Annotated in this window: 22 protein-coding genes; 15 read left to right on the top strand and 7 right to left on the bottom strand. The window is 63.3% G+C overall.

Going from position 1 to position 18,962, the window contains the following annotated elements:
• Positions 1-138: 138 nt before the first annotated feature.
• Positions 139-549 carry a DUF2000 family protein gene (locus tag ACP2YP_RS26070; RefSeq protein WP_426419137.1) on the top strand — a complete coding sequence of 137 codons (411 nt, stop codon included), beginning with the start codon at positions 139-141 and terminating at the stop codon, positions 547-549.
• 154 nt (positions 550-703) lie between these two features.
• Here the strand turns inward: ACP2YP_RS26070 and ACP2YP_RS26065 are convergent, their stop codons facing one another.
• Genes ACP2YP_RS26065 through ACP2YP_RS26055 form a run of 3 tightly spaced genes read right to left on the bottom strand, consistent with a single transcriptional unit; the run spans position 704 to position 1,938 of the window.
• A complete protein-coding gene (locus ACP2YP_RS26065; protein ID WP_426419136.1) occupies positions 704-1,117 on the bottom strand; it encodes a GFA family protein in 414 nt (137 codons plus the stop codon).
• Positions 1,118-1,129: 12 nt separating this feature from the next.
• Positions 1,130-1,606 (bottom strand): SRPBCC family protein, encoded by a 477-nt coding sequence (locus ACP2YP_RS26060; RefSeq protein WP_426419135.1) that lies wholly within the window; start codon positions 1,604-1,606, stop codon positions 1,130-1,132.
• Positions 1,603-1,938 (bottom strand): ArsR/SmtB family transcription factor, encoded by a 336-nt coding sequence (locus ACP2YP_RS26055; RefSeq protein WP_426419134.1) that lies wholly within the window; start codon positions 1,936-1,938, stop codon positions 1,603-1,605. Before ACP2YP_RS26055 ends, ACP2YP_RS26060 begins: the two co-directional genes overlap by 4 nt.
• Positions 1,939-2,027: 89 nt before the next feature.
• On the opposite strand from ACP2YP_RS26055, the gene ACP2YP_RS26050 reads away from it, so the two are divergent.
• From ACP2YP_RS26050 to ACP2YP_RS26005, 10 genes are all read left to right on the top strand, one after another.
• Positions 2,028-2,711: a TetR/AcrR family transcriptional regulator gene (locus tag ACP2YP_RS26050; protein ID WP_426419133.1), complete on the top strand. Its 684-nt coding sequence runs from the start codon at positions 2,028-2,030 to the stop codon at positions 2,709-2,711.
• Positions 2,708-3,496 carry an HlyD family secretion protein gene (locus ACP2YP_RS26045; RefSeq protein WP_426419132.1) on the top strand — a complete coding sequence of 263 codons (789 nt, stop codon included), beginning with the start codon at positions 2,708-2,710 and terminating at the stop codon, positions 3,494-3,496. The genes ACP2YP_RS26050 and ACP2YP_RS26045 overlap by 4 nt, the downstream gene beginning before the upstream one ends.
• Positions 3,493-4,428 carry an ABC transporter ATP-binding protein gene (locus ACP2YP_RS26040; RefSeq protein WP_426419131.1) on the top strand — a complete coding sequence of 312 codons (936 nt, stop codon included), beginning with the start codon at positions 3,493-3,495 and terminating at the stop codon, positions 4,426-4,428. Before ACP2YP_RS26045 ends, ACP2YP_RS26040 begins: the two co-directional genes overlap by 4 nt.
• A gap of 6 nt (positions 4,429-4,434) precedes the next feature.
• The gene (locus tag ACP2YP_RS26035; RefSeq protein WP_426419130.1) at positions 4,435-5,598 is read left to right on the top strand and encodes an ABC transporter permease; all 1,164 of its coding nucleotides are present in this window, start codon (positions 4,435-4,437) and stop codon (positions 5,596-5,598) included.
• A 30-nt stretch (positions 5,599-5,628) separates the two neighbouring features.
• Positions 5,629-6,936: an adenylate/guanylate cyclase domain-containing protein gene (locus ACP2YP_RS26030; RefSeq protein WP_426419129.1), complete on the top strand. Its 1,308-nt coding sequence runs from the start codon at positions 5,629-5,631 to the stop codon at positions 6,934-6,936.
• A 144-nt stretch (positions 6,937-7,080) separates the two neighbouring features.
• Positions 7,081-7,290, top strand: coding sequence for a hypothetical protein (locus ACP2YP_RS26025; protein ID WP_426419128.1), 210 nt, complete (start codon positions 7,081-7,083; stop codon positions 7,288-7,290).
• A 132-nt stretch (positions 7,291-7,422) separates the two neighbouring features.
• Entirely contained in the window at positions 7,423-8,154 is a 732-nt protein-coding gene (locus ACP2YP_RS26020; protein WP_426419127.1) for a GntR family transcriptional regulator, read from the top strand.
• A 49-nt stretch (positions 8,155-8,203) separates the two neighbouring features.
• Positions 8,204-9,448, top strand: a complete 1,245-nt coding sequence (locus ACP2YP_RS26015; RefSeq protein WP_426419126.1) for an MFS transporter — start codon at positions 8,204-8,206, stop codon at positions 9,446-9,448.
• A gap of 21 nt (positions 9,449-9,469) precedes the next feature.
• Positions 9,470-10,363: an amidohydrolase family protein gene (locus ACP2YP_RS26010; RefSeq protein ID WP_426419125.1), complete on the top strand. Its 894-nt coding sequence runs from the start codon at positions 9,470-9,472 to the stop codon at positions 10,361-10,363.
• A gap of 120 nt (positions 10,364-10,483) precedes the next feature.
• On the top strand, positions 10,484-11,398 hold the full coding sequence (locus ACP2YP_RS26005; RefSeq protein WP_426419124.1) for a PhzF family phenazine biosynthesis protein: 915 nt from the start codon (positions 10,484-10,486) through the stop codon (positions 11,396-11,398).
• 50 nt (positions 11,399-11,448) lie between these two features.
• Here ACP2YP_RS26005 and ACP2YP_RS26000 read toward each other — a convergent pair whose 3' ends face one another.
• Entirely contained in the window at positions 11,449-11,910 is a 462-nt protein-coding gene (locus ACP2YP_RS26000; protein ID WP_426419123.1) for a DUF488 family protein, read from the bottom strand.
• 9 nt (positions 11,911-11,919) lie between these two features.
• A complete protein-coding gene (locus tag ACP2YP_RS25995) occupies positions 11,920-12,741 on the bottom strand; it encodes a DUF72 domain-containing protein (protein WP_426419122.1) in 822 nt (273 codons plus the stop codon).
• A 118-nt stretch (positions 12,742-12,859) separates the two neighbouring features.
• On the opposite strand from ACP2YP_RS25995, the gene ACP2YP_RS25990 reads away from it, so the two are divergent.
• The 4 genes from ACP2YP_RS25990 (at position 12,860) to ACP2YP_RS25975 (ending at position 16,431) form a co-directional block, all read left to right on the top strand.
• Positions 12,860-13,240 (top strand): hypothetical protein, encoded by a 381-nt coding sequence (locus tag ACP2YP_RS25990; RefSeq protein WP_426419121.1) that lies wholly within the window; start codon positions 12,860-12,862, stop codon positions 13,238-13,240.
• A gap of 89 nt (positions 13,241-13,329) precedes the next feature.
• Complete coding sequence (locus ACP2YP_RS25985; RefSeq protein ID WP_426419120.1) at positions 13,330-13,527, top strand: hypothetical protein; 198 nt, start codon at positions 13,330-13,332, stop codon at positions 13,525-13,527.
• Positions 13,528-13,770: 243 nt separating this feature from the next.
• Complete coding sequence (locus ACP2YP_RS25980) at positions 13,771-14,898, top strand: glycosyltransferase (protein ID WP_426419119.1); 1,128 nt, start codon at positions 13,771-13,773, stop codon at positions 14,896-14,898.
• Positions 14,899-14,925: 27 nt separating this feature from the next.
• The gene (locus ACP2YP_RS25975) at positions 14,926-16,431 is read left to right on the top strand and encodes a glycosyltransferase family 39 protein (protein ID WP_426419118.1); all 1,506 of its coding nucleotides are present in this window, start codon (positions 14,926-14,928) and stop codon (positions 16,429-16,431) included.
• Positions 16,432-16,445: 14 nt separating this feature from the next.
• Here ACP2YP_RS25975 and ACP2YP_RS25970 read toward each other — a convergent pair whose 3' ends face one another.
• Entirely contained in the window at positions 16,446-17,546 is a 1,101-nt protein-coding gene (locus ACP2YP_RS25970) for a DegT/DnrJ/EryC1/StrS family aminotransferase (protein WP_426419117.1), read from the bottom strand.
• Between the two features lie 287 nt (positions 17,547-17,833).
• Positions 17,834-18,868 (bottom strand): dTDP-glucose 4,6-dehydratase, encoded by a 1,035-nt coding sequence (locus ACP2YP_RS25965; RefSeq protein ID WP_426419116.1) that lies wholly within the window; start codon positions 18,866-18,868, stop codon positions 17,834-17,836.
• Between the last annotated feature and the right edge of the window lie 94 nt (positions 18,869-18,962).

Below are 18,962 nucleotides of genomic sequence, written 5' to 3'. Positions count from 1 at the left end.
AAGCGCAACCGGTCGCATCTCCATTGAAATTTCCGAGCTGTGATCGATGGGTCAATCCGGGTTACGTTCATGTCCGCCGCCAGCGCACGAGGAATTATCTTTTCTTTCCCGACGCTTGGATATGAGTTGGAAGAATTCATGCAGTTCGACACCAAGATTGCCGTTGTCATTCGCAACGATCTTCAGGCTTGGCAGAAGCTCAACGTCGCATCGTTCCTGACGAGCGGCGTCGCGGCCGCCTTTCCGGAGTGCATCGGCGATGCCTATGAGGACGCCTCGGCGACGAAATATCTTGCGCTGATCGGCCAGCCAATCCTGATCTACAGTGCCGATGGTCCGGCGTTGTCGCGTGCACTCGATCGTGCACTCACGCGCAACGTTACGCCGGCGGTCTATACCGAGGACATGTTCAAGACGACGCATGATGCCGCCAATCGCGACGCTGTGAAGGCGGTGGCGCGTGCCGATCTGAATCTCGTCGGCATCGCGATGCGCGCCGATCGAAAGGTGATCGACAAGATTGTCGATGGGTTGAAGTTTCACAGCTGAGAAAGGTGCCGCTTGTTTTCACCTCTCCCGCGTGCGGGAGAGGTCGGCGCGTAGCGCTGGGTGAGGGATATCTCCTCTAGGGGATTGTCCCGTTGCTGAGACACCCTCTCCCCAACCCTCTCCCGCAAGCGGGAGAGGGGGCACACCAAACATTTTAACTGGGCGGCATCGTCTCGAATTTGGTCAGGCTGGGATCGAGATGATCCCAGTCATACGCGCGCGCCGCGTAGGTGACCACTTGCGGCTTGTAGCGGACGGGCTCGTCGAGGCTCGCGGCGCGGATGGTGAAAATGTCGGGCATCGCCGCGAAGGTCATGTAGACCGGCAAGCCGCACTCGGGGCAGAAGGCGCGCGTCTTCACATTGCCGCTGTCGCCGACCATGTCCCAGGTCTTGGCCTCGCCGGTCACGGTGACACCGGCGCGCGCGAAGGTGGCGTAGGAGCCGTGGCCGCTGCCGCTTTCACGCTGGCAGTCCCGGCACTGGCAATGGTTGGCGAACAAGGGTTCGCCGGCGATCGAATAGCGGATCGCGCCGCAAGCGCAGCCGCCGGTATAGGGCTTGTCCATCCTGATCACTCCTCAACTCTCTTCGCCGCTGATCTCGTCGAGCTGCCGGACGACCTTCTTCCAACCGCCGCTCATGACGGTGTAGGCGCTCTCGTTCCTGGGCATGACGAAGCCCGCATGAACCAGCTGGATCCGCGTGCCGGCTTCGACCGGGGTGAGGGACCACGTCACGACGGTGTCGAGCGGCGCGCCATACCCGGTATTGCGCTCATCGCCGCCCTTCCAGGCGTAGACGAGACGCCGGTTCGCGATGACCTCCAGGACGCGGCAATAGATGACGCCGTCCCAATTGCCACCCGGCGTCGTCTGGAACGTGAACGTCTTGCCTTCGACGGCTTCAAAGCCGGTCGGCTTCATCAGCCAGCGCGCGATCAATTGCGCGCTGGTCAGCACCTTCCAGACCGTCTCCGGCGCATGAGGGAGCACCTCGTCGATGACGATGTCCCGGATGTTGTCTTGGGTCTCGGCTTTCAGCTCGGCTGCACTCACGGATCGATCTCCTTCAAGAGGTCACGCAGGTTCTGGAAGCGCTCGCGCCAGAAGACACCGTAATGATCCATCCAGGTCACCAGCGGTTCGAGGCCTTGCGGGGCGGCGCGGTAGTAGACGTTGCGGCCCTCGGCGCGCTCGGCGACGAGGCCCGCCTGCTTCAACGATTTCAGGTGCTGCGAGATTGCGCCCTGCGTCACGCCGCTGCCGCGCGTCAGCTCGGCGACGCTGATTTCCTTGCTGTCGAACACGCGCTCGAACACCGCGCGGCGGGTCGGATCGGCGAGGGCGCGCATCACAGCGGTGACAGGGTTTGGGGCGGCTTCCATCATACCGATCAATTAGCAAATACTAATTCATTAGTCAATGCTAATTCTTCTACTCGATTGACGATGACTGACTAGTCAGTCATATTTGAAAAATGATAAAGAAGCCCATCAAGGCGACGACCGCCCAGGCAAAGAGTCGGAAGTCCGATGCAAGCGGGGAAGCCGCTCCGGCCTCGAGCCGCGCCCTTCGCGCCGCAGGGCGGCGCGATGCAATCGTTGAGGCGGCGATGGAGGAGTTCATCGCGCGCGGCTTTGCCGCGACGCGACTCGACGACATTGCGAAGCGCGCTGGCGTCGCGAAGGGAACGATCTACCTGCACTTCAAGGACAAGGAATCGATGTTCGAGGAGCTGGTGCGTACGGTGATCGTGCCTGTCGTGGCGAAGCTGACTGCGCTGCCGCCGCCAACGGGCTCGGTGCGCGACCTCGTCGAAGCCTTTGCCGGCAACTTCCTGAAAGAGATCATCGGCACACGGCGCGGCGATCTCGTGCGCTTGATCGTGGCGGAAGGACCGCGCTTTCCAGCCGTCGCCGATTTCTATTACCGCGAGGTGGTCTCGCGCGGGATCGCTGGCATGCGCGCGCTGATCGAGCTCGGCATTGCCCGTGGCGAGATCCGCGAGAGAGACCTTGCGCGCTATCCGCAGATCCTGGTCGCGCCGGCGATGATCGCGGTGATCTGGCAGAGCCTGTTTGAGCGGCACGCGCCGCTCGACGCACAGGACATGCTGCGCGTCCATCTCGATTTGATTTTTGGCGAACGGAGGACGACATGACGTCGTCGCAAAGGATATTTGCAATCGCATTGGCCGCCGTGCTCGCAACCGGGCTTGCCGGCTGCAAGGAGAAGCGCGATCCCGGCTTCCAGGGCTGGATCGAGGCCGACATGATCTATGTCAGCCCGGACGAAGCGGGCCGGGTGACGAAGCTGAATATCCGCGAAGGCGACACGGTGAAGGTCGGCGATCACCTCTATTCGGTGGACGATGATCTCCAGCTTGCCGATCTCAACCAGACCAAGGCGACGCTGGCTAATGCGCAGCAGGTGTTTGATCGCGCGGATTCCCTGCGCAAGACCGGCTCGGGCACGCAAGCCGCGCTCGATTCCGCCGTCTCGGATCTGCGGGTCGCGCAGGCGCGGGTGGTGACGTCGGAGACGCGACTGGCGCGGCGCAAGGGCTTTGCCCCTGTTACCGGCACCATCCAGCAGATTTACTTCCGGGAGGGCGAGATGGTGGCGGCGCAGCGGCCGGTGCTCTCGATCATGCCGCCCGGCAACATGAAGCTGCGCTTCTTCGTGCCGGAAACGGAGCTGCCGAAATTGTCGATCGGTGACGAGGTGCGGGTTGCCTGCGACAATTGCGCCGCCGATCTCACCGCAAAGATCTATTTCATCGCGACCTCGGCCGAATACACCCCGCCGGTGATCTACAGCCTCGAAGAGCGCAACAAGCTCGTCTATCTGATCCAGGCCAGGCCGTCGCGGCCCGACGCGCTTCGCGTGGGGCAACCGATCGACGTCTATCTCAATCCCAAAACTCCGATGGCGGACAAGCGATGAACGCCGGCAATGACATCGCGATCGACGTCAAGGGCCTGACCAAATCGTTCGGCGGCCGCGAGGTCGTGCACGATCTGTCGATGCAGGTGAAGCGCGGCTCGATCTACGGCTTCCTCGGGCCGAACGGTTCGGGCAAGACCACCACCATTCGCATCCTCTGCGGCCTGCTGACTCCCGACAGCGGCGAGGGCACCTGCCTCGGCTACGACATTTTGCGCGACGCTGACAAGATCAAGCGCCAGGTCGGCTACATGACCCAGCGCTTCAGCCTTTATCAGGACCTCTCCGTGCGCGAGAATCTCGAATTCGTCGCGCGACTGTATGGCCTCACCGACGCACGCGGCGCGGCGCGCGACATGATCAAGCGGCTCGGCTTGTCCGGGCGCGAGGAGCAGCTTGCCGGCGAGCTTTCCGGTGGCTGGAAGCAGCGCCTGGCGTTAGGCGCTTGCACGCTGCCCAGTCCGAAGCTGCTTCTGCTCGACGAGCCGACCGCCGGCGTCGATCCCAAGGCGCGGCGCGATTTCTGGAACGAGATCCACGCGCTCGCGGCCGAAGGGCTCACCGTGCTGGTCTCGACCCATTACATGGACGAGGCCGAGCGCTGCCACGAGATCGCTTACATCGCCTATGGCCATCTGCTGACGCATGGCACGGTGGAGGAGGTAATCGCGGGATCTGCGCTCATGACCTACACCGTAACCGGCGAGGATCTGAACGGCCTCGCAGCGGCGCTCGCCGGCAAGCCCGGCGTCGACATGGTGGCGCCGTTCGGCACTTCCTTGCACGTTTCGGGGCGCGACGTCGCCGCGCTCGAGGCCAGCATCGCGCCGTGGCGCGACAAGAGCGGTCTGCACTGGCACAAGTCGGCGCCCTCGCTGGAAGACGTGTTCATCGAGCTGATGGGCCGCTCCAAGGACAATTTTCAAGGATAGTTTGCAATGAGCGCCGTCGATCGTTCCGCGCCAGCGCATGAAATCCGGGAGCGTTTCGGCTTCTGGAAGCGCTCCTATGCGATGCTGGTCAAGGAGTTCATCCAGCTCAAGCGTGATCGCGTCTCGTTTGCGATGATCGTGATGCTGCCGGTGATGCAGCTGCTGCTGTTCGGTTATGCCATCAACACCACGCCGCACAATCTGCCGAGTGCGGTGCTGCTCCAGGAGGATTCGGATGTCGCCCGCTCGGTGTTGAAGGCGATGGAGAACACCGCCTATTTCCGCTTCATCTACGAGGTGCATAACGTCGATGATTTCGACAACCTCCTGAAGTCCGGCAAGGTGCTGTTCGGCGTCGAGATCCCGCGCGGATTCGAGCGCGCGGTGCGCCGCGGGGACAAGCCGGCGCTCTTGGTCGCGGCCGATGCCACCGATCCGGTCGCGGCCAGCGCCGCGCTCGGCTCACTCGGCATGCTCGTGCAGACCGCGCTGGCGCACGATCTCTATATCGGCAATCCCCCGGAAATGCCGTTCGAGATCCGCGCGCATGCCCGCTACAATCCGGCCGCGAACTCCAGCCTCAACATCGTGCCAGGCCTGGTCGGCACCATCCTCACCATGACCATGCTGATCTTCACCGCGCTTTCGGTGACGCGTGAGGTCGAGCGCGGCACCATGGAAGCCTTGTTGTCGATGCCGATCAAGCCTGTCGAGGTGATGTTCGGCAAGATCATCCCCTACGTGCTGGTCGGCTTCGTCCAGGCCTTCCTCATCATCGGCATCGGTGTGCTCTTGTTCAGCGTGCCTCTGCTCGGCAACGTTCTCCTGCTGGCGCTTTTGTCGACGCTGTTCATCGCCACCAATCTGTCGATCGGCTACACGATCTCGACGCTGGTGCAGAACCAGCTCCAGGCCATGCAGATGTCGATGATGTTCTTCCTGCCGAGCATCCTGCTGTCCGGCTTCATGTTCCCGTTCGCGGGCATGCCGGTCTGGGCGCAATATGTCGGCGAGTGCTTGCCGTTGACGCACTATCTGCGCATCGTCCGCGCCATCATGCTGAAGGGCGCGTCCATGCAGAACCTGCGCTACGATACGCTGGCGCTGGCGACGTTAATGCTGATCGCCATGACCGTCGCCGTGACGCGCTTCCGCCGCACGCTGGATTGAGGCAGACTGCCCCGGAATCGAGGGGGTGGAATGGTCAGCTTTGCGAGCAAGAAGGCCCGGCGGCGCGCCGCGATGTCCGAAGGTTTCGAGCGAGAGCTCACGCGCGAGGTGCTGCGCACCGATCTGTTGCGGGTGAAGGCCTTGATCATCACGGGATGCGTCATCGTCGGCTTCTTCACGACTATCGAGCTGATAGATCCCTGGGTGGTCGAGCGGGTTTGGCACGGGACATCCGGCAGGTCGCAGCTCTATGCACTGATGGCCGGCTTCATCCTGTTCGAGATCTGGGTCCACGCTCAGATCCGGCGACAGCTCAGGCTCGGCCGCGACGTGCCCGTCGTCAGGCGCTATCTCAGCGCGCTCATCGAGACATCGGTGCCGACGGTGATCCTGATCCTGCAGATCCACAGCATGGGGGCAAGCCAGGCGTTAAGCTATGTCACGCCGCTGATCTATTTCATCTTCGTCATTCTCTCGACCCTGCGGCTCGATTTCTGGCTCTCGACCTTCACCGGCTTCGTGGCTGCGGCTGAACTCTTCGCCGTCGCGATGTATTTCGATCCCACCAATGCCGCTGGCGAGCCGGAGACCTATTTTCACGCGGTGCGCAGCACCATCGTCCTGATCTGCGGCGTGCTCGCCGGCTCCGTCGGCGCGCAGTTGCGGCGGCAATTTGCCGCAAGCATCGCGGCGGCCACGGCGCGCGACCGGGTGACGAATCTGTTCGGCCAGCACGTCTCGCCGCAGGTGGTCGAGCGGCTGATGACGGAGGACACCAGTGCTGCCGGAGATCTCCGCCGTGTCGCCGTGATGTTCGTCGATTTCCGCGGCTTCACCGCCGGCGCGCAGTCGCGCACCCCGCAGGAGGTGGTCGACCGGCTCGACGGCGCATTCGCGGTGCTGGTCGATATTCTCGATCGTCACGGCGGCATCGTGAACAAGTTTTTGGGCGACGGCTTTCTCGCGCTGTTCGGCGCGCCGCTGGAGGCATCCGATGCCGCGCATCGCGCGGTCGCCGCCGGCCGCGAGATGCTCACCGCGATGGAACACATCAATGCGCAGACGAGCTGGCCGCTCAGAATCGGCATCGGCATCCATTTCGGCGAAGTCGTTGCCGGCAATATCGGCTCGCCCCGGCGCAAGGAATACACCGTGATCGGCGACACCGTGAACTTCGCCTCGCGGCTGGAGGCGCTCAACAAGGAGCTCGGCTCGCAGTTCCTCATCTCCGCGACCGTGCGCGAGGCGCTGGGCGACGACGGCGTGGATGCGGTCGCGCTCGGCGAGGTGACGGTGCGCGGTTACGAGCAGAAGGTCGCAGTGTTTCAACTGGGGTAACGCTTCTTCAAATGCGCGTCGCGCGTCGTTGAAGCGGGTCGCGGTTCCTTGAAGGCGCGTGATGAAATATCCTTGGTACTCTTCAGGTCTTGCACTGCGGAGGCCGAGACGTCTCGGCTTCCGTTTGTGATCTGGAGAAAGCCAATGACCCGATTGACCCTTGTTGCGGCCGCCCTGATCGCTGCCGCCGTCTACCAAACCCAGGCCGCGGCCGCGCGCGACAACGTCCCGCGGCGCGCGCCAACCCAGGCGACGGCGGACTGCGTCAGGGCTCCCGCAGTGGGCGCGTATGCGACTGCGCCCTACAAGAAGCCGCCCTGCCTGCCAAACACGGCGTACTCGAATCCATACTGACGATCGCGATAGACGAAGCCGGGCTGGCGAAACCTGCCAGCCCGCTCTCGCGAACGCCGGCGGCAGCTCATGGAGCTGACGGAGCTTGAGTAGTGCTTGACTCCGCTTTCATATAGTCATCTATATGACTGTATGAATTCGGACCCGCGCGACGACCGGCTGCCACGCTACCAGCGCCTGCGCGACGACCTCGCCGCGCGGATCAACCGCAATGAATGGCGGCCGGGCGAGCCGATCCCGTCCGAGGCCGAGTTAGCTGCGCGTCACGGCGTCGCCATCGGCACCGTGCGCAAGGCGATCGATCAGCTCGTCGCGGATGCCGTGCTGGAGCGCCAGCAGGGCCGCGGCACCTTCGTGCGCCGCGCGCGCTTCAACTCCTCGCTGTTCCGCTTCTTCCGCTTCCAGTCCGAAAGCGGCGAGCGGCGCGTGCCGAAGAGCCGTATCATCCGGCGCAAGAGCGTGCCGGCGACATCCGCCGTGGCGTCGGCGCTGCGCATTCCCATCGGCGAGCCCGTGATCAGCCTGTCGCGTCTGCGCCTGATCGACGACGTGCCGCTGCTCGCCGAAGAGATCTGGCTCCAGCAATCGCGTTTCGCTGAAATCCTTGAGATCGACACGGCCGAGTTCGGCGACCTGCTGTATCCGCTCTACGAGGAGCGCTGCGGCGAGGTCGTGGTCTCCGCCGAGGAAATCTTGACGGTCGAGATGGCGAACGAGATGCAGGCGCGCCTGTTGCGGCTCGAGGCTCACGCGCCGCTGATCGTGATCGAGCGCCTCGCGCTCGATCTGGAGCGGCGGCCGATCGAATGGCGCCGCTCGCGCGGGCCGGCGGATCGCTTCCGCTACCACGCCGAGATCCGGTGACGGCGACTTTCAACGACATCAAGCAATAAAAGATTACGGGGTAGGAAACATGTCGAACTGGTACAGTGAAAGCTCGCCGCTGGAGCGGCGCACGTTCTGGGCAAGCTTTGGCGGCTGGGCGCTGGATGCGCTCGACGTCCAGATGTTCGGCCTTGCCATCCCCGCGTTGATCGCGGCCTTCGGCATCAGCAAGGCCGACGCCGGCCTGCTCGGCTCGGTCACGCTGTTCTTCGGCGCATTCGGAGGCTGGCTCGGCGGCGCGCTCGGCGACCGTTTTGGTCGCGTCAAGGCGCTCCAGATCACGGTCGCAACGTTCGCGCTGGCGACGTTCGCTTCAGCATTTGCGATGAGCTACACCCAGCTCGTGGTGCTCAAGGCAATCCAGGGCCTCGGCTTCGGCGCCGAATGGGCCTGCGGCGCGGTGCTGATGGCCGAGATCATCCGTCCCGAACATCGCGGCAAGGCGCTGGGTTCAGTGCAGAGCGCCTGGGCCGTCGGATGGGGCGCGGCGGTGCTATTGTCGGCGCTGGTCTTCACCTACGCGCCGGCGGACATCGCCTGGCGCATCCTGTTTGCGATCGGTTTATTGCCGGCGCTCCTCATCATCTTCATCCGTCGTGGGCTGAAGGAGCCGCCACGCGCCGTTGCAAGCGACGCGGAAACGCCGTTCCTCGCCACGCTCTCCGGCATCTTTCATCGCAACGTGCTGCGCTCAACCCTGGTCGGCGGCCTGTTCGGCATCGGGGCCCATGGTGGCTATGCCGCGCTGACGACGTTCCTGCCGACTTACCTGCGCGAGGTGCGCCACCTGTCGGTGCTCGGCTCCAGCTTCTATCTCGCCGTCATCATCGTCGCCTTCTTTTGCGGCTGCGTCGCGAGTGGGATCATCAGCGACCGCGTCGGCCGCAGGGCCAATGTCGCGTTCTTCGCCAGCGCCTGCATTGCCACCGTGCTGGTCTATATTTTCGCGCCGCTGACCAACGGAGAGATGCTGGTGCTCGGCTTTCCGCTCGGTTTCTTCTCGGCCGGAATTCCCGCGAGCATGGCGGCGTTGTTCAGTGAGCTCTATCCGGCCGGCGTGCGCGGGACCGGTGTCGGCTTCTGCTACAATTTCGGCCGCGTCGTCTCCGCTGCGTTTCCCTTCCTGGTCGGCTTCCTCAGCGATCACATCGGGCTAGGGCCGGCGATCGGTATCGATGCGGCGTTTGCTTATGCGCTGGTGCTGATCGCGGTGGTGCTGCTGCCCGAAACCCGCGGGAAGGTGTTCGAGCAGACCGCGGCCGCGCGCGTTTGACGGGAATGGAGAGGAACAAGCATGACATTTGCCCAGCGCGGCCTCACGCGCCGTCAATTCAGCGTGGGCCTGGCGTCCCTCGCGACGGCAACCGCAACCAGAGCCATGAGTGAGACGGCCTTGCCTGTTATCGACACTCACGCCCATGTCTTCCATCGCGGATTGAAACTCGCGCCGGGCCGGCGCTACGCGCCGGATTACGATGCGCCACTGTCGCTCTATCTCGAGCAGCTCGACCACAACGGCATGACCAATGGCGTGCTGGTGCAGCCGAGCTTCCTCGGCACCGACAATTCCTATCTGGCCGGTTGCCTGAAGCAGAGCAGCGCTCGCCTACGCGGCATCGCCGTCGTCGATCCCACCGTCTCTGCAGACGAGCTGCGCGAACTCGATCGCGCCGGCGTGGTCGGCATCCGCCTCAATCTCGTCGGCCAGCCCTTGCCCGATCTCGCCGCGGTCGAATGGAAGGGATTGCTCGCGAATGTGAAGGCGATGGGCTGGCAGGTCGAGATCCAGCGTAACGCGTCCGATCTCGCTGTGCTGGCTCCACAGCTGCTCGATCACGGCGTAACCGTCGTGCTCGATCATTACGCGCTGCCGGATCCAAAGCTCGGCGTCGCCGATCCCGGCTTCCAGTCGGTACTGAAGCTCGGCGCGACGAAGAACGTCTGGGTCAAGATCTCCGCGCCGTACCGCAATGGTACTGAGGGCGCGAGCTTTGCGAAAGAGGCTTATCCGCTGCTTCGCCATGCGTACGGCCTTGATCGCCTGTTGTGGGGCAGCGACTGGCCGCACACGCAGTTCGAGGCAACGCAGAGTTATGCGAAGAACCGCGAATTCCTCGACACGCTGATCGTCGACAAGAGCGAGCGCGCGCAAGTTCTGGCATCACCGCATCAGCTTTTTCGTTTCTGATCCGTCATCCGAGATTGCTCCGATTGCTCCGAATTTTGGGGCATGACGGGCGATGTTTTGGGCTTGTAGAGTGCTGCGCGAGGCGGCCGGCCGCGGCCGCCATTTGCGTGAGGAACAGCCATGCAGCGCCGCTACATCACCGTCGACGTGTTCACTGACCGCGCCTTCGGCGGCAACCAGCTCGCCGTGGTGTTGGATGCCGGCGGGCTCTCGACGCGTGAGATGCAGGCGATCGCGACCGAGTTCAACTATTCCGAGACGACCTTCGTGCTGCCGCCGCGCGACAAGGCCAACGACGCCGAGGTCCGCATCTTCACGCCGGTGCTGGAGATTGCCTTTGCCGGCCATCCCAATGTCGGCACCGCCTTCGTGCTGGCCTCGCTGGCGAAAGAGCCGAAGCCGCGCCTGCTGTTCGAGGAGAAGGCCGGGCTCGTGCCGGTCGAAATCGTGAGAGAGCAGGGCCGGGTGGTCAGGACGGAGCTCACCGCGCCGCAGCCGCTGGCGCGGCTTGCGCAGCTGTCGGCTGCCGAAGCCGCGAGCTGCATCTCGCTTGGTGCAGAGGACGTCAAGACCGACAGCCATGCGCCGCAAATCGTCACCGTCGGAAACGCGTTTCTGGTGATGGAGCTGCATTCGCGCGAGGCGCTGAAGCGGGCCCGGCCCGATGCTGCGGCCTACGGCAAGGTCCTGCCGCGCGACGGCGCCCGCTCGGTGTGGTTCTATACGCGCGACGTGCCCGCGACGGAGGCGCCTTGCGAGCGGCAGGCGCGGATGTTCATGCGCGGCGCCAGCGGTCTCACCGAGGATCCCGCCACCGGCAGCGCGACGGTCGCGGCCGCCGCGCTGTTCGCCGATCTCGATCCCACGCGCGACGGCGAGTTGAAGCTCACGGTCGGCCAGGGCTTTGACATGGGCCGGCCCAGCATCCTCCAGACGCGCGTGCGCAAGCAGGACGGCAAGATCGTCTCCGCCCATGTCGGCGGCAGCTGCGTGCAGATGATGGAGGGGACGTTCAGGCTGGCGGGGGAGGGGTAAGTCGTCATTCCGGGCTCGCCCAAGGGGCGCGCCCCGGAACGACAGTGCAGCTACACCTGCCGCCCCGCAAGATTCTTTACCGCCACCCCATCGCGCTCCTCGATGATCTCCGCGATCATCTGGCGGTGGCAGTGGGTGTGGTCGCGCTCGTAGCAGAGCAGGCAGACCGGGCCGGCCTTCTTCACCAGCGCGGAGAGCTCGTCCATCGCTTCCCTGGCCTCAGGTGCCCTCAAGTGCTTTGAGAAGATCTTTTCCAGCACGTCGTATTGGCCACTGCGCGCGGCGAGGCGGCCTTCCTTGGGCGTGCCCAGCGCTGCGAGATGGACATAGGCGATGCCGCGCTCGTCGAGGCCTGCGGCGAGCTGCTTCTTGGAAAAGCCCGGCCGCCGCGACGACGTCACCGCGCGCACATCGACCACGAGCTTGACGCCGGCCTGCTCCAACTCGTCGAGCACGGCCTTGGGCGGCGTCTGCTCATAGCCGATGGTGAACAGCTTTTTCGCCCTGGCCATGAACGATCCTCAGCTTACCCGCGCAATCAGTTCCATGGCGCCGTGCGGTGCGCGCACCTTGCCCTCGTGGATCACGTAAGCGAACACGTCGCGCGGTTCTTTCTTCGGCTTGGCCGTGTCAACCTTCGGCAGGTCGTCAGGTTCACCGCCGTCGGCCCAGGCCTGGAAGCGTTCGGCCCAGGCATCGAGCTGCTTCGGCGGATAGCAGGTCTTGAGCTCGTCATTGCCCTTCTGCAGCCGGGCATAGACGAAGTCGCCGGCAACGTCGGCGATCGCCGGATATTTGCCGTGCTCTGCGAACACCACGGGCGTCTCGAATTCGCGGATCAGCGCGATGAAGTCCGGCGCGCAGAAACTGTCGTGGCGCACCTCCACCACGTGACGCAGCGCGCGGCCCTCGAGCTTGCGCGGCAACAGCTCCAGAAACTTGCCGAAATCGGCGCCGTCGAATTTCTTGGTCGGCGCGAACTGCCACAGCACCGGCCCGAGATGGTCGCCGAGCTCCAGCACGCCGGAATCATAGAACCGCTTGATGGAATCGCCGGCCTCGGCGAGCACGCGGCGATTGGTGGCAAAGCGCGGCCCCTTGACCGAGAACACGAAACCATCAGGCACTTCGGCTGCCCATTTGCGAAAGCTCTCCGGCTTCTGCGAGCCGTAATAGGTGCCGTTGATCTCGATCGAGGTCAGCTTCGAGGCCGCGTAGGACAGCTCCTTCGCCTGCGTCAGCTTCTCCGGATAGAACACGCCGCGCCAGGGCTCGAAGGTCCAGCCGCCGATGCCGATGAAGATGTTGCCGGATTTTTTGGTCGCGGTTTTTGCTTTGGCCACGGGGGATCTCACATCGACCGGAAGGTGAGGTCTGCATTCTAGTCAAACCGGAAGTGATTGGCCAGTTGCGGTGTCCCGTCTAAGCTGATGGAGAAATCTGCGCAAAACGGAGAACAAGATGCGGATGCTGATGCTGGGAGCGGCGCTCGTGATGATGACATCTGCTGCCATGACGTTTGCTGCCAAGGCGGATGACGACGACACCAAGGGCGCACAGAAGCTCGCCATGCAGGGCCGCGACGATTATTGGCATTGCCTGGCGCGGGAGTATTCGCGCGACAGCCATCAGGGAATGTCGGAACAGGATTTTGGCCGGTCAGTGGCCGGCGCCTGTCCGTCGGAGCGGCAATATTACCGGGTGGCGCTGCTCGACTATCTCACCTCGCAATATCCGAACATCGAATCCGGCGCCCATCTCGCGACCGCGAACAGGGCGGTGGAGGCGGCGCAGAAGGATATCGTGACCGCCTTCGTCAAGCACCGGCCGCCGCAGAAGTAGGGCCATGAGCTGTTGCGGTCCGGCGGCCCTTCCGGCCGCGCGCTCATCCGTGATATGACTGGCCGCATCTGGAACGGGGACGGGCTGACATGTCGTCTGAGTCGGTAGGTGGCATTTGTGGCGCGATCGTCGCGGCGATCGTGCTTGCGGTCGCTGTCGTCTTCGGGCCGATCGGGCAGTACGGCAAGCCGCCGAAGCCGGCCAAGGTCGAGCCGGCCCCCGCCATGGCGCCTCCAGCGGCGCCGGCGCCGCGAGGCCCGGTGATCCGGGAAGTCCCGAATCAGTAATGGTCTGAAAAAGGCGGCTTTAGCCCCTTGCGAAGCCGATCTCGCATTCCTATCTAGCTTGTAACGGCGACGTTGAGCCAAAAGCTCCGTTGCTGGAACGACCTTGGAATAGCTTGGGCCTGCGCCGGATGTACGCGCGGTCCGCCGTTCCGGGGTCGTTGGCATTTTGGGACCCCTTTTGGCCCATTCCCCACGGAAACCCCGGCTTGGCATCGCAGGACGCGGCAGATATACGCTGCCGTCATGAATGAAGCGATCAGACCGGGCGTCGACGGCCAGGCTCAAGAGGGGCCGGAACTGTCGGTCATCGTCCCCACCTTCAACGAGCGCGACAACGTCACGGTGCTGTACCGGCGGCTGGAGGCGACGCTCGTCAACGTCGCCTGGGAAGTCGTGTTCGTCGACGACAATTCGCCCGACGGCACCTCGGACGTGGTGCGGGCGCTGGCGCAGCAGGACAGCCGCGTGCGCTGCATCCGCCGCATCGGCCGCCGCGGCCTGTCGGGCGCCTGCATCGAGGGCATCCTGGCCTCCAGCGCGCCCTACGCCGCCGTGATCGACGCCGACCTCCAGCACGACGAGACACAGCTGCCGAAGATGTTGCTGCTGCTCGCAAGCGATCAGGCCGACCTCGTCGTCGGCAGCCGCTACATCGAGGGCTACAAGAGCGAAGGTTTCAACAACAAGCGCGCCGGCGCCAGTGCGTTGGCGACCGAGGTCGCGAAGAAGATGCTCCGGGTCGAGATCGCCGATCCCATGAGCGGCTTCTTCATGGTCCGCCGCGACCGTTTCGAGCAATTGGCGCCAAAGCTATCGGTGCACGGCTTCAAGATCCTGCTCGATCTCGTCGCAAGCGCGCAGGGCAATTTGCGCGCGGTCGAGATTCCCTACACGTTCGGCGCCCGCCAGCATGGCGAAAGCAAGCTCGATTCCATGGTCGCGCTCGACTTCCTCGGCCTCGTGCTGGCGAAGCTGACCAACGACATCGTCTCGCTGCGTTTCATCCTGTTCGCGATGGTGGGCGGCATCGGCCTCGTGGTGCATCTCACCACGTTGTTCATCGCGCTCGAGCTGATCAACGCGCCGTTCGCGGAGGCGCAGGCCGCCGGCGCCATCGTCGCCATGACCACTAACTTCATCCTGAACAACTTCCTCACCTATCGCGACCAGCGGCTGAAGGGCTTTGCGATCCTGCGCGGCCTGATCATGTTCTACATCGTCTGCAGCGTCGGCCTGCTCGCCAATGTCGGCGTCGCCTTCTCGGTCTACGACCAGGAGCCGATCTGGTGGCTGGCTGGCCTCGCCGGGGCGTTGATGGGCGTGGTGTGGAATTACGCGATGTCCGGACTGTTCGTCTGGCGCAAGAAATAGCGCGTCAAGGCTTGCAAGGAAGCTTGTATGGGCGGGGCTGACGCGCGGATCGTCCGCAATACGGCGCTGGTGATCCTTGCGCTGGTCGCATTGCGGCTGGTCGCGGCCGCCTTCACGCCTGTTACCTTCGACGAAGCCTACTACTGGATGTGGTCGAAGAACCTGGCGGGCGGTTACTACGACCATCCGCCGATGGTGGCTTACGTCATCCGCGCCGGCACCATGATAGCCGGCGATACCGAGCTCGGCGTCCGCCTGGTCTCGATCCTGCTCGCGCTTCCGATGAGCTATGCGATCTATCGCTCGGCCGCGATCCTGTTCGGCGGCGCGCGGGTGGCCGCGACCAGCGCCATCCTGCTCAACGCGACGATGATGGCATCGGTCGGCACGCTGATCGTGACGCCGGATGCGCCGTTGCTGGTTGCCTCCAGCTTCGTGCTGTTCTTTCTCGCAAAAGTGCTGGAGACCGGTCGCGGTGCCTGGTGGCTTGCGGTCGGCGCCGCCGTCGGCGCGGCGCTGCTGTCGAAGTACACCGCGATGTTCTTTGGCGCCGCGATCCTGATCTGGCTTGCGGCGGTGCCGAAGCTGCGGCGCTGGTTCCTCTCGCCCTGGCCCTATCTCGGCGGCCTCGTTGCGCTCGCGCTGTTCTCGCCGGTGATCCTCTGGAATGGGGATCATCAATGGGTTTCGTTCGTCAAGCAGCTCGGGCGCGCCAGGATCGAGGATTTTCGCCCGGTCTTCATTGCCGAGCTGATCCCGACCCAGATCGCGTTTGCGACCCCGCTCGTCTTCATCCTCGGCGCGATGGGCCTGCATGCGCTGACTTGGCGGAGGGCCGGTGCACTGGCCTCGCGCGTGCTGATCGAGACGATGTTCTGGACCATCGTCGCCTATTTCGTCTGGCATTCGCTGCACGCCCGCGTCGAGGCCAATTGGTTCGCGCCGGTCTATCCGCCCTTCGTCGTCGCCGCCGCGGCCGCAGCCAACCTCGTGCAGTGGAAGCCGCGCGCGCGACGCCTGGTGGATTTTTGCCTGCGCTGGGCCGCGCCGACCGGCATCGTGATGTTTGCCGCGCTGATCCTGCAGGCCAATACGGGCTGGCTATCCGGCTATCGCCGCGATGCGACCGTGCGCAGCGTCGGCGTCGGCTGGCGCGAACTTGCAGCTGATATCGAAGCGGCACGCGTCCGCAACGGTGCAACCTGCGTGCTCACGCCGGATTACGGCACCACGGGCTGGCTCGCTTTCTATCTGCCGCGCGGCACCTGTGTGGTGCAGCAGAACCAGCGCATCCGCTGGGTCAATATGCCCGAACCCGATCCCAAGCTGCTCGCGGGCAAGCTGATCTACGTCGACGAGCTGCGTCCCAACGGCCATCCGTTCCTGAACGACCTCTTCACGCAGGTGACGCGTGTCGCCGAGCTGCAGCGCAAGCGCCGCCCGCTGGTGGTCGAGACCTACGGCGTTGATCTGCTCGAAGGCGCCAAGGGCGACGTGCTGGATCGCTCGCCGCCGCCCGAACTCGTGCCTTGAGAGACCGCGAGATCTTACCGTATTTCTCTTTGTGCTTGAGGCGTGCTCGCGCCGAGCGCCAATTGGTGCACATAGTGTAGGGCGGCGACGATCAGATCGCACTCTTCATCGGTCATGTCGTTATAAACGGGCAGCGCAATCACGTTGTAGGCAGTTCGTTCCGTTACGTCCAACTTCACTTCGTTCTGAGTCCTGTAAGCCGTCATGTGGTGGCATGGCGGGCTGTAATACTTCCGGACGAAGATGTTGCATCTCTCGAGCGCAGATGCCAGCGCTTCGCGGTCGAGGCCAAATTGCTGGGCATCGACAACGACGGGTAGGTATAGCCAGTTCGCCTCTACACCTGCGGGCTCTCGCCCCACGAGCAGGCCGGGAATTTGGGAAAGCCCGCTTCGCATGCGCTCGACGGCCCGACGGCGTGTCGCAACGGCGAGCTCGAACGTCTTGAGTTGCTCGATGCCGATGAGGGCCGATATTTCCAACATCTTGCCGTTCAGGCCTGGCTCATCACAATCGAAACTGTCGACTTGCCCAAAGTTGCGTAGTGTTTTGACGCGGGCGAGCAATTCCGGATCGTGGCTGGAGACACATCCGCCCTCCATCGTTGAGAAGGTCTTGGTGGCGTGGAAGCTGAACATCTGAGCGTCCGCGAATTTCCCGACCGGCTGGCCATTGACGCGGGTGCCGAACGAGGGCGCGCTATCGACAAGGAATTTGAGCTTGTGGCGCTTGGCGATGTCAGCGAGCGATGCGTAGTCGCTGGCTACTCCGTAGGCGTCGACGGCGAGGATGGCGACGGTGCGCTCCGTAATCCTGCTCTCCACATCGCGCGGGTCGAGGCGCATGGTCAGATCGTCCAGGATATCCGCGAAGACCGGTTCGGCACCCACCCATTCAACGGCATGAGGTGTGGCGCAGAACGTGAACGATGGCACGATCACTTCGCCAGAGGTGACTCCGGCGGCCCGTAGCATGGTCATCAACCCGATCTGGCCATTGCAGAAGACGAGGGACGGGACACCAAGATACTCGCTTAAACGTCGCTCGAATTCGACAACCCAACGGGAATTGTTCGCGACTTGGCCGGTCTCCAGCGCCGCCTCGAAGGCGGTCAAGAACTGCTCTGTTCTTGGAAATCTTGGACGCACTATATTGAGAGCACTTTCGGCTCGAGGTATCGGAAATTCAGGCACGACCGTGTCAGTCCTCTCGAGTCCGCGACGAATGCCGATATAGTTATGCAATTTTTGCTCCATGGTGATGTGGCATGCCCACGCCACGGGTACTCGCGATTGACATCAGCTCGCGGCAACCCTGGACGTTTCGAGCTGCTGCAGGCCTGATGCACAAGCAGTCGACGCAGGTTACCTTGCAAACGAAGTCAAACGGGGAGGTAGATCGACTAGTGATACTCTTTCTTTCCTATCGCCGAAGTGATCGGGATTCTTCGCAGCCAGAGCTGTCGCGACCAGCGCTCCGTATTCTCGCGATACCAACCGATCGTTCGCCTGAGGCCATCGTGCCACGTAAAGCTTGGTTTCCAGCCGAGCACGCGATTTATCTTCGACCAATCTCCGGTATGTCTCACGACCTGTCCGGGGCGGTCGCCGATGAATTCGATCTTGGCAGGTGAATAATTCATCTCGGATATGATGTCGTGGGCGATCTCGTTGATCGTGCGGTGTTCGCCGGTCGCGACATTGAAGACCTCGCCATGGACGAGCTCGCCGGGGGCCTGAAGGACAAGATCGATCGCGCGGCATGTGTCCTCGACGTAGACGAAGTCGCGCGCGGCTACGCCGCCGCCGTGAACCGTCAGCGGTTCGTCGAGCATCGCACTGGTGATAAAGCGAGGAACAAGTTTTTCGAGATGCTGCATCGGGCCGAAATTGTTGAAAGGCCGAACGATCACAACGGGGATCTTGTAGGTAGCCCAATAAGAATAGATCAGCCGGTCGGCACCACATTTGGCGCTTGCATAAGGGCTCATCGGATTCAGCGGATGGTTTTCGTCCATCTTGTCCGCAACCGCATTTCCATACACCTCGGATGTCGAGACGTGAACAATGCGTTTGATATTGCGTCCGAACCTGGCAACCGCATTCGCAATCGTCTGAGTCCCCAGCACGTCGGTTTGGAAAAACTGGAGGCTATCGTGAATCGAGCGCGTGACGTGAGTCTCTGCCGCAAGATGGATCACCACGTCGGCTTCTGCCACCAGCGTGTCGACCAGCGCGGCATTGCAAACATCGCCGTACCAGAGCAACCCGCGAGAATCGTGCGAGCGCACCATATCGGGCGGAAGATTTTCGACGGCGCCCGCGTAGGTCAGCGCATCGAGGACCACGACCCTATCGAGAGGATACTTCTCCATAAGGTAGTGAACCAGATTTGCACCGATAAACCCCGCGCCCCCGGTAACCAGAATAGATCGCATTCGGAATCCCATTTGCAAAGCGTTGCAAGGCCATGGAGACCCGAATTTTCAGGCTGACATCCGCGGCGCCCAACTTCATGCGTGGCGGCCGCGT

It is taken from the genome of Bradyrhizobium genosp. A, from assembly GCF_049949275.1.
Lineage (GTDB): Bacteria > Pseudomonadota > Alphaproteobacteria > Rhizobiales > Xanthobacteraceae > Bradyrhizobium.
Note: the sequence above shows the minus strand (reverse complement) of the source record. Positions and strands in the feature narration are given on the sequence as shown.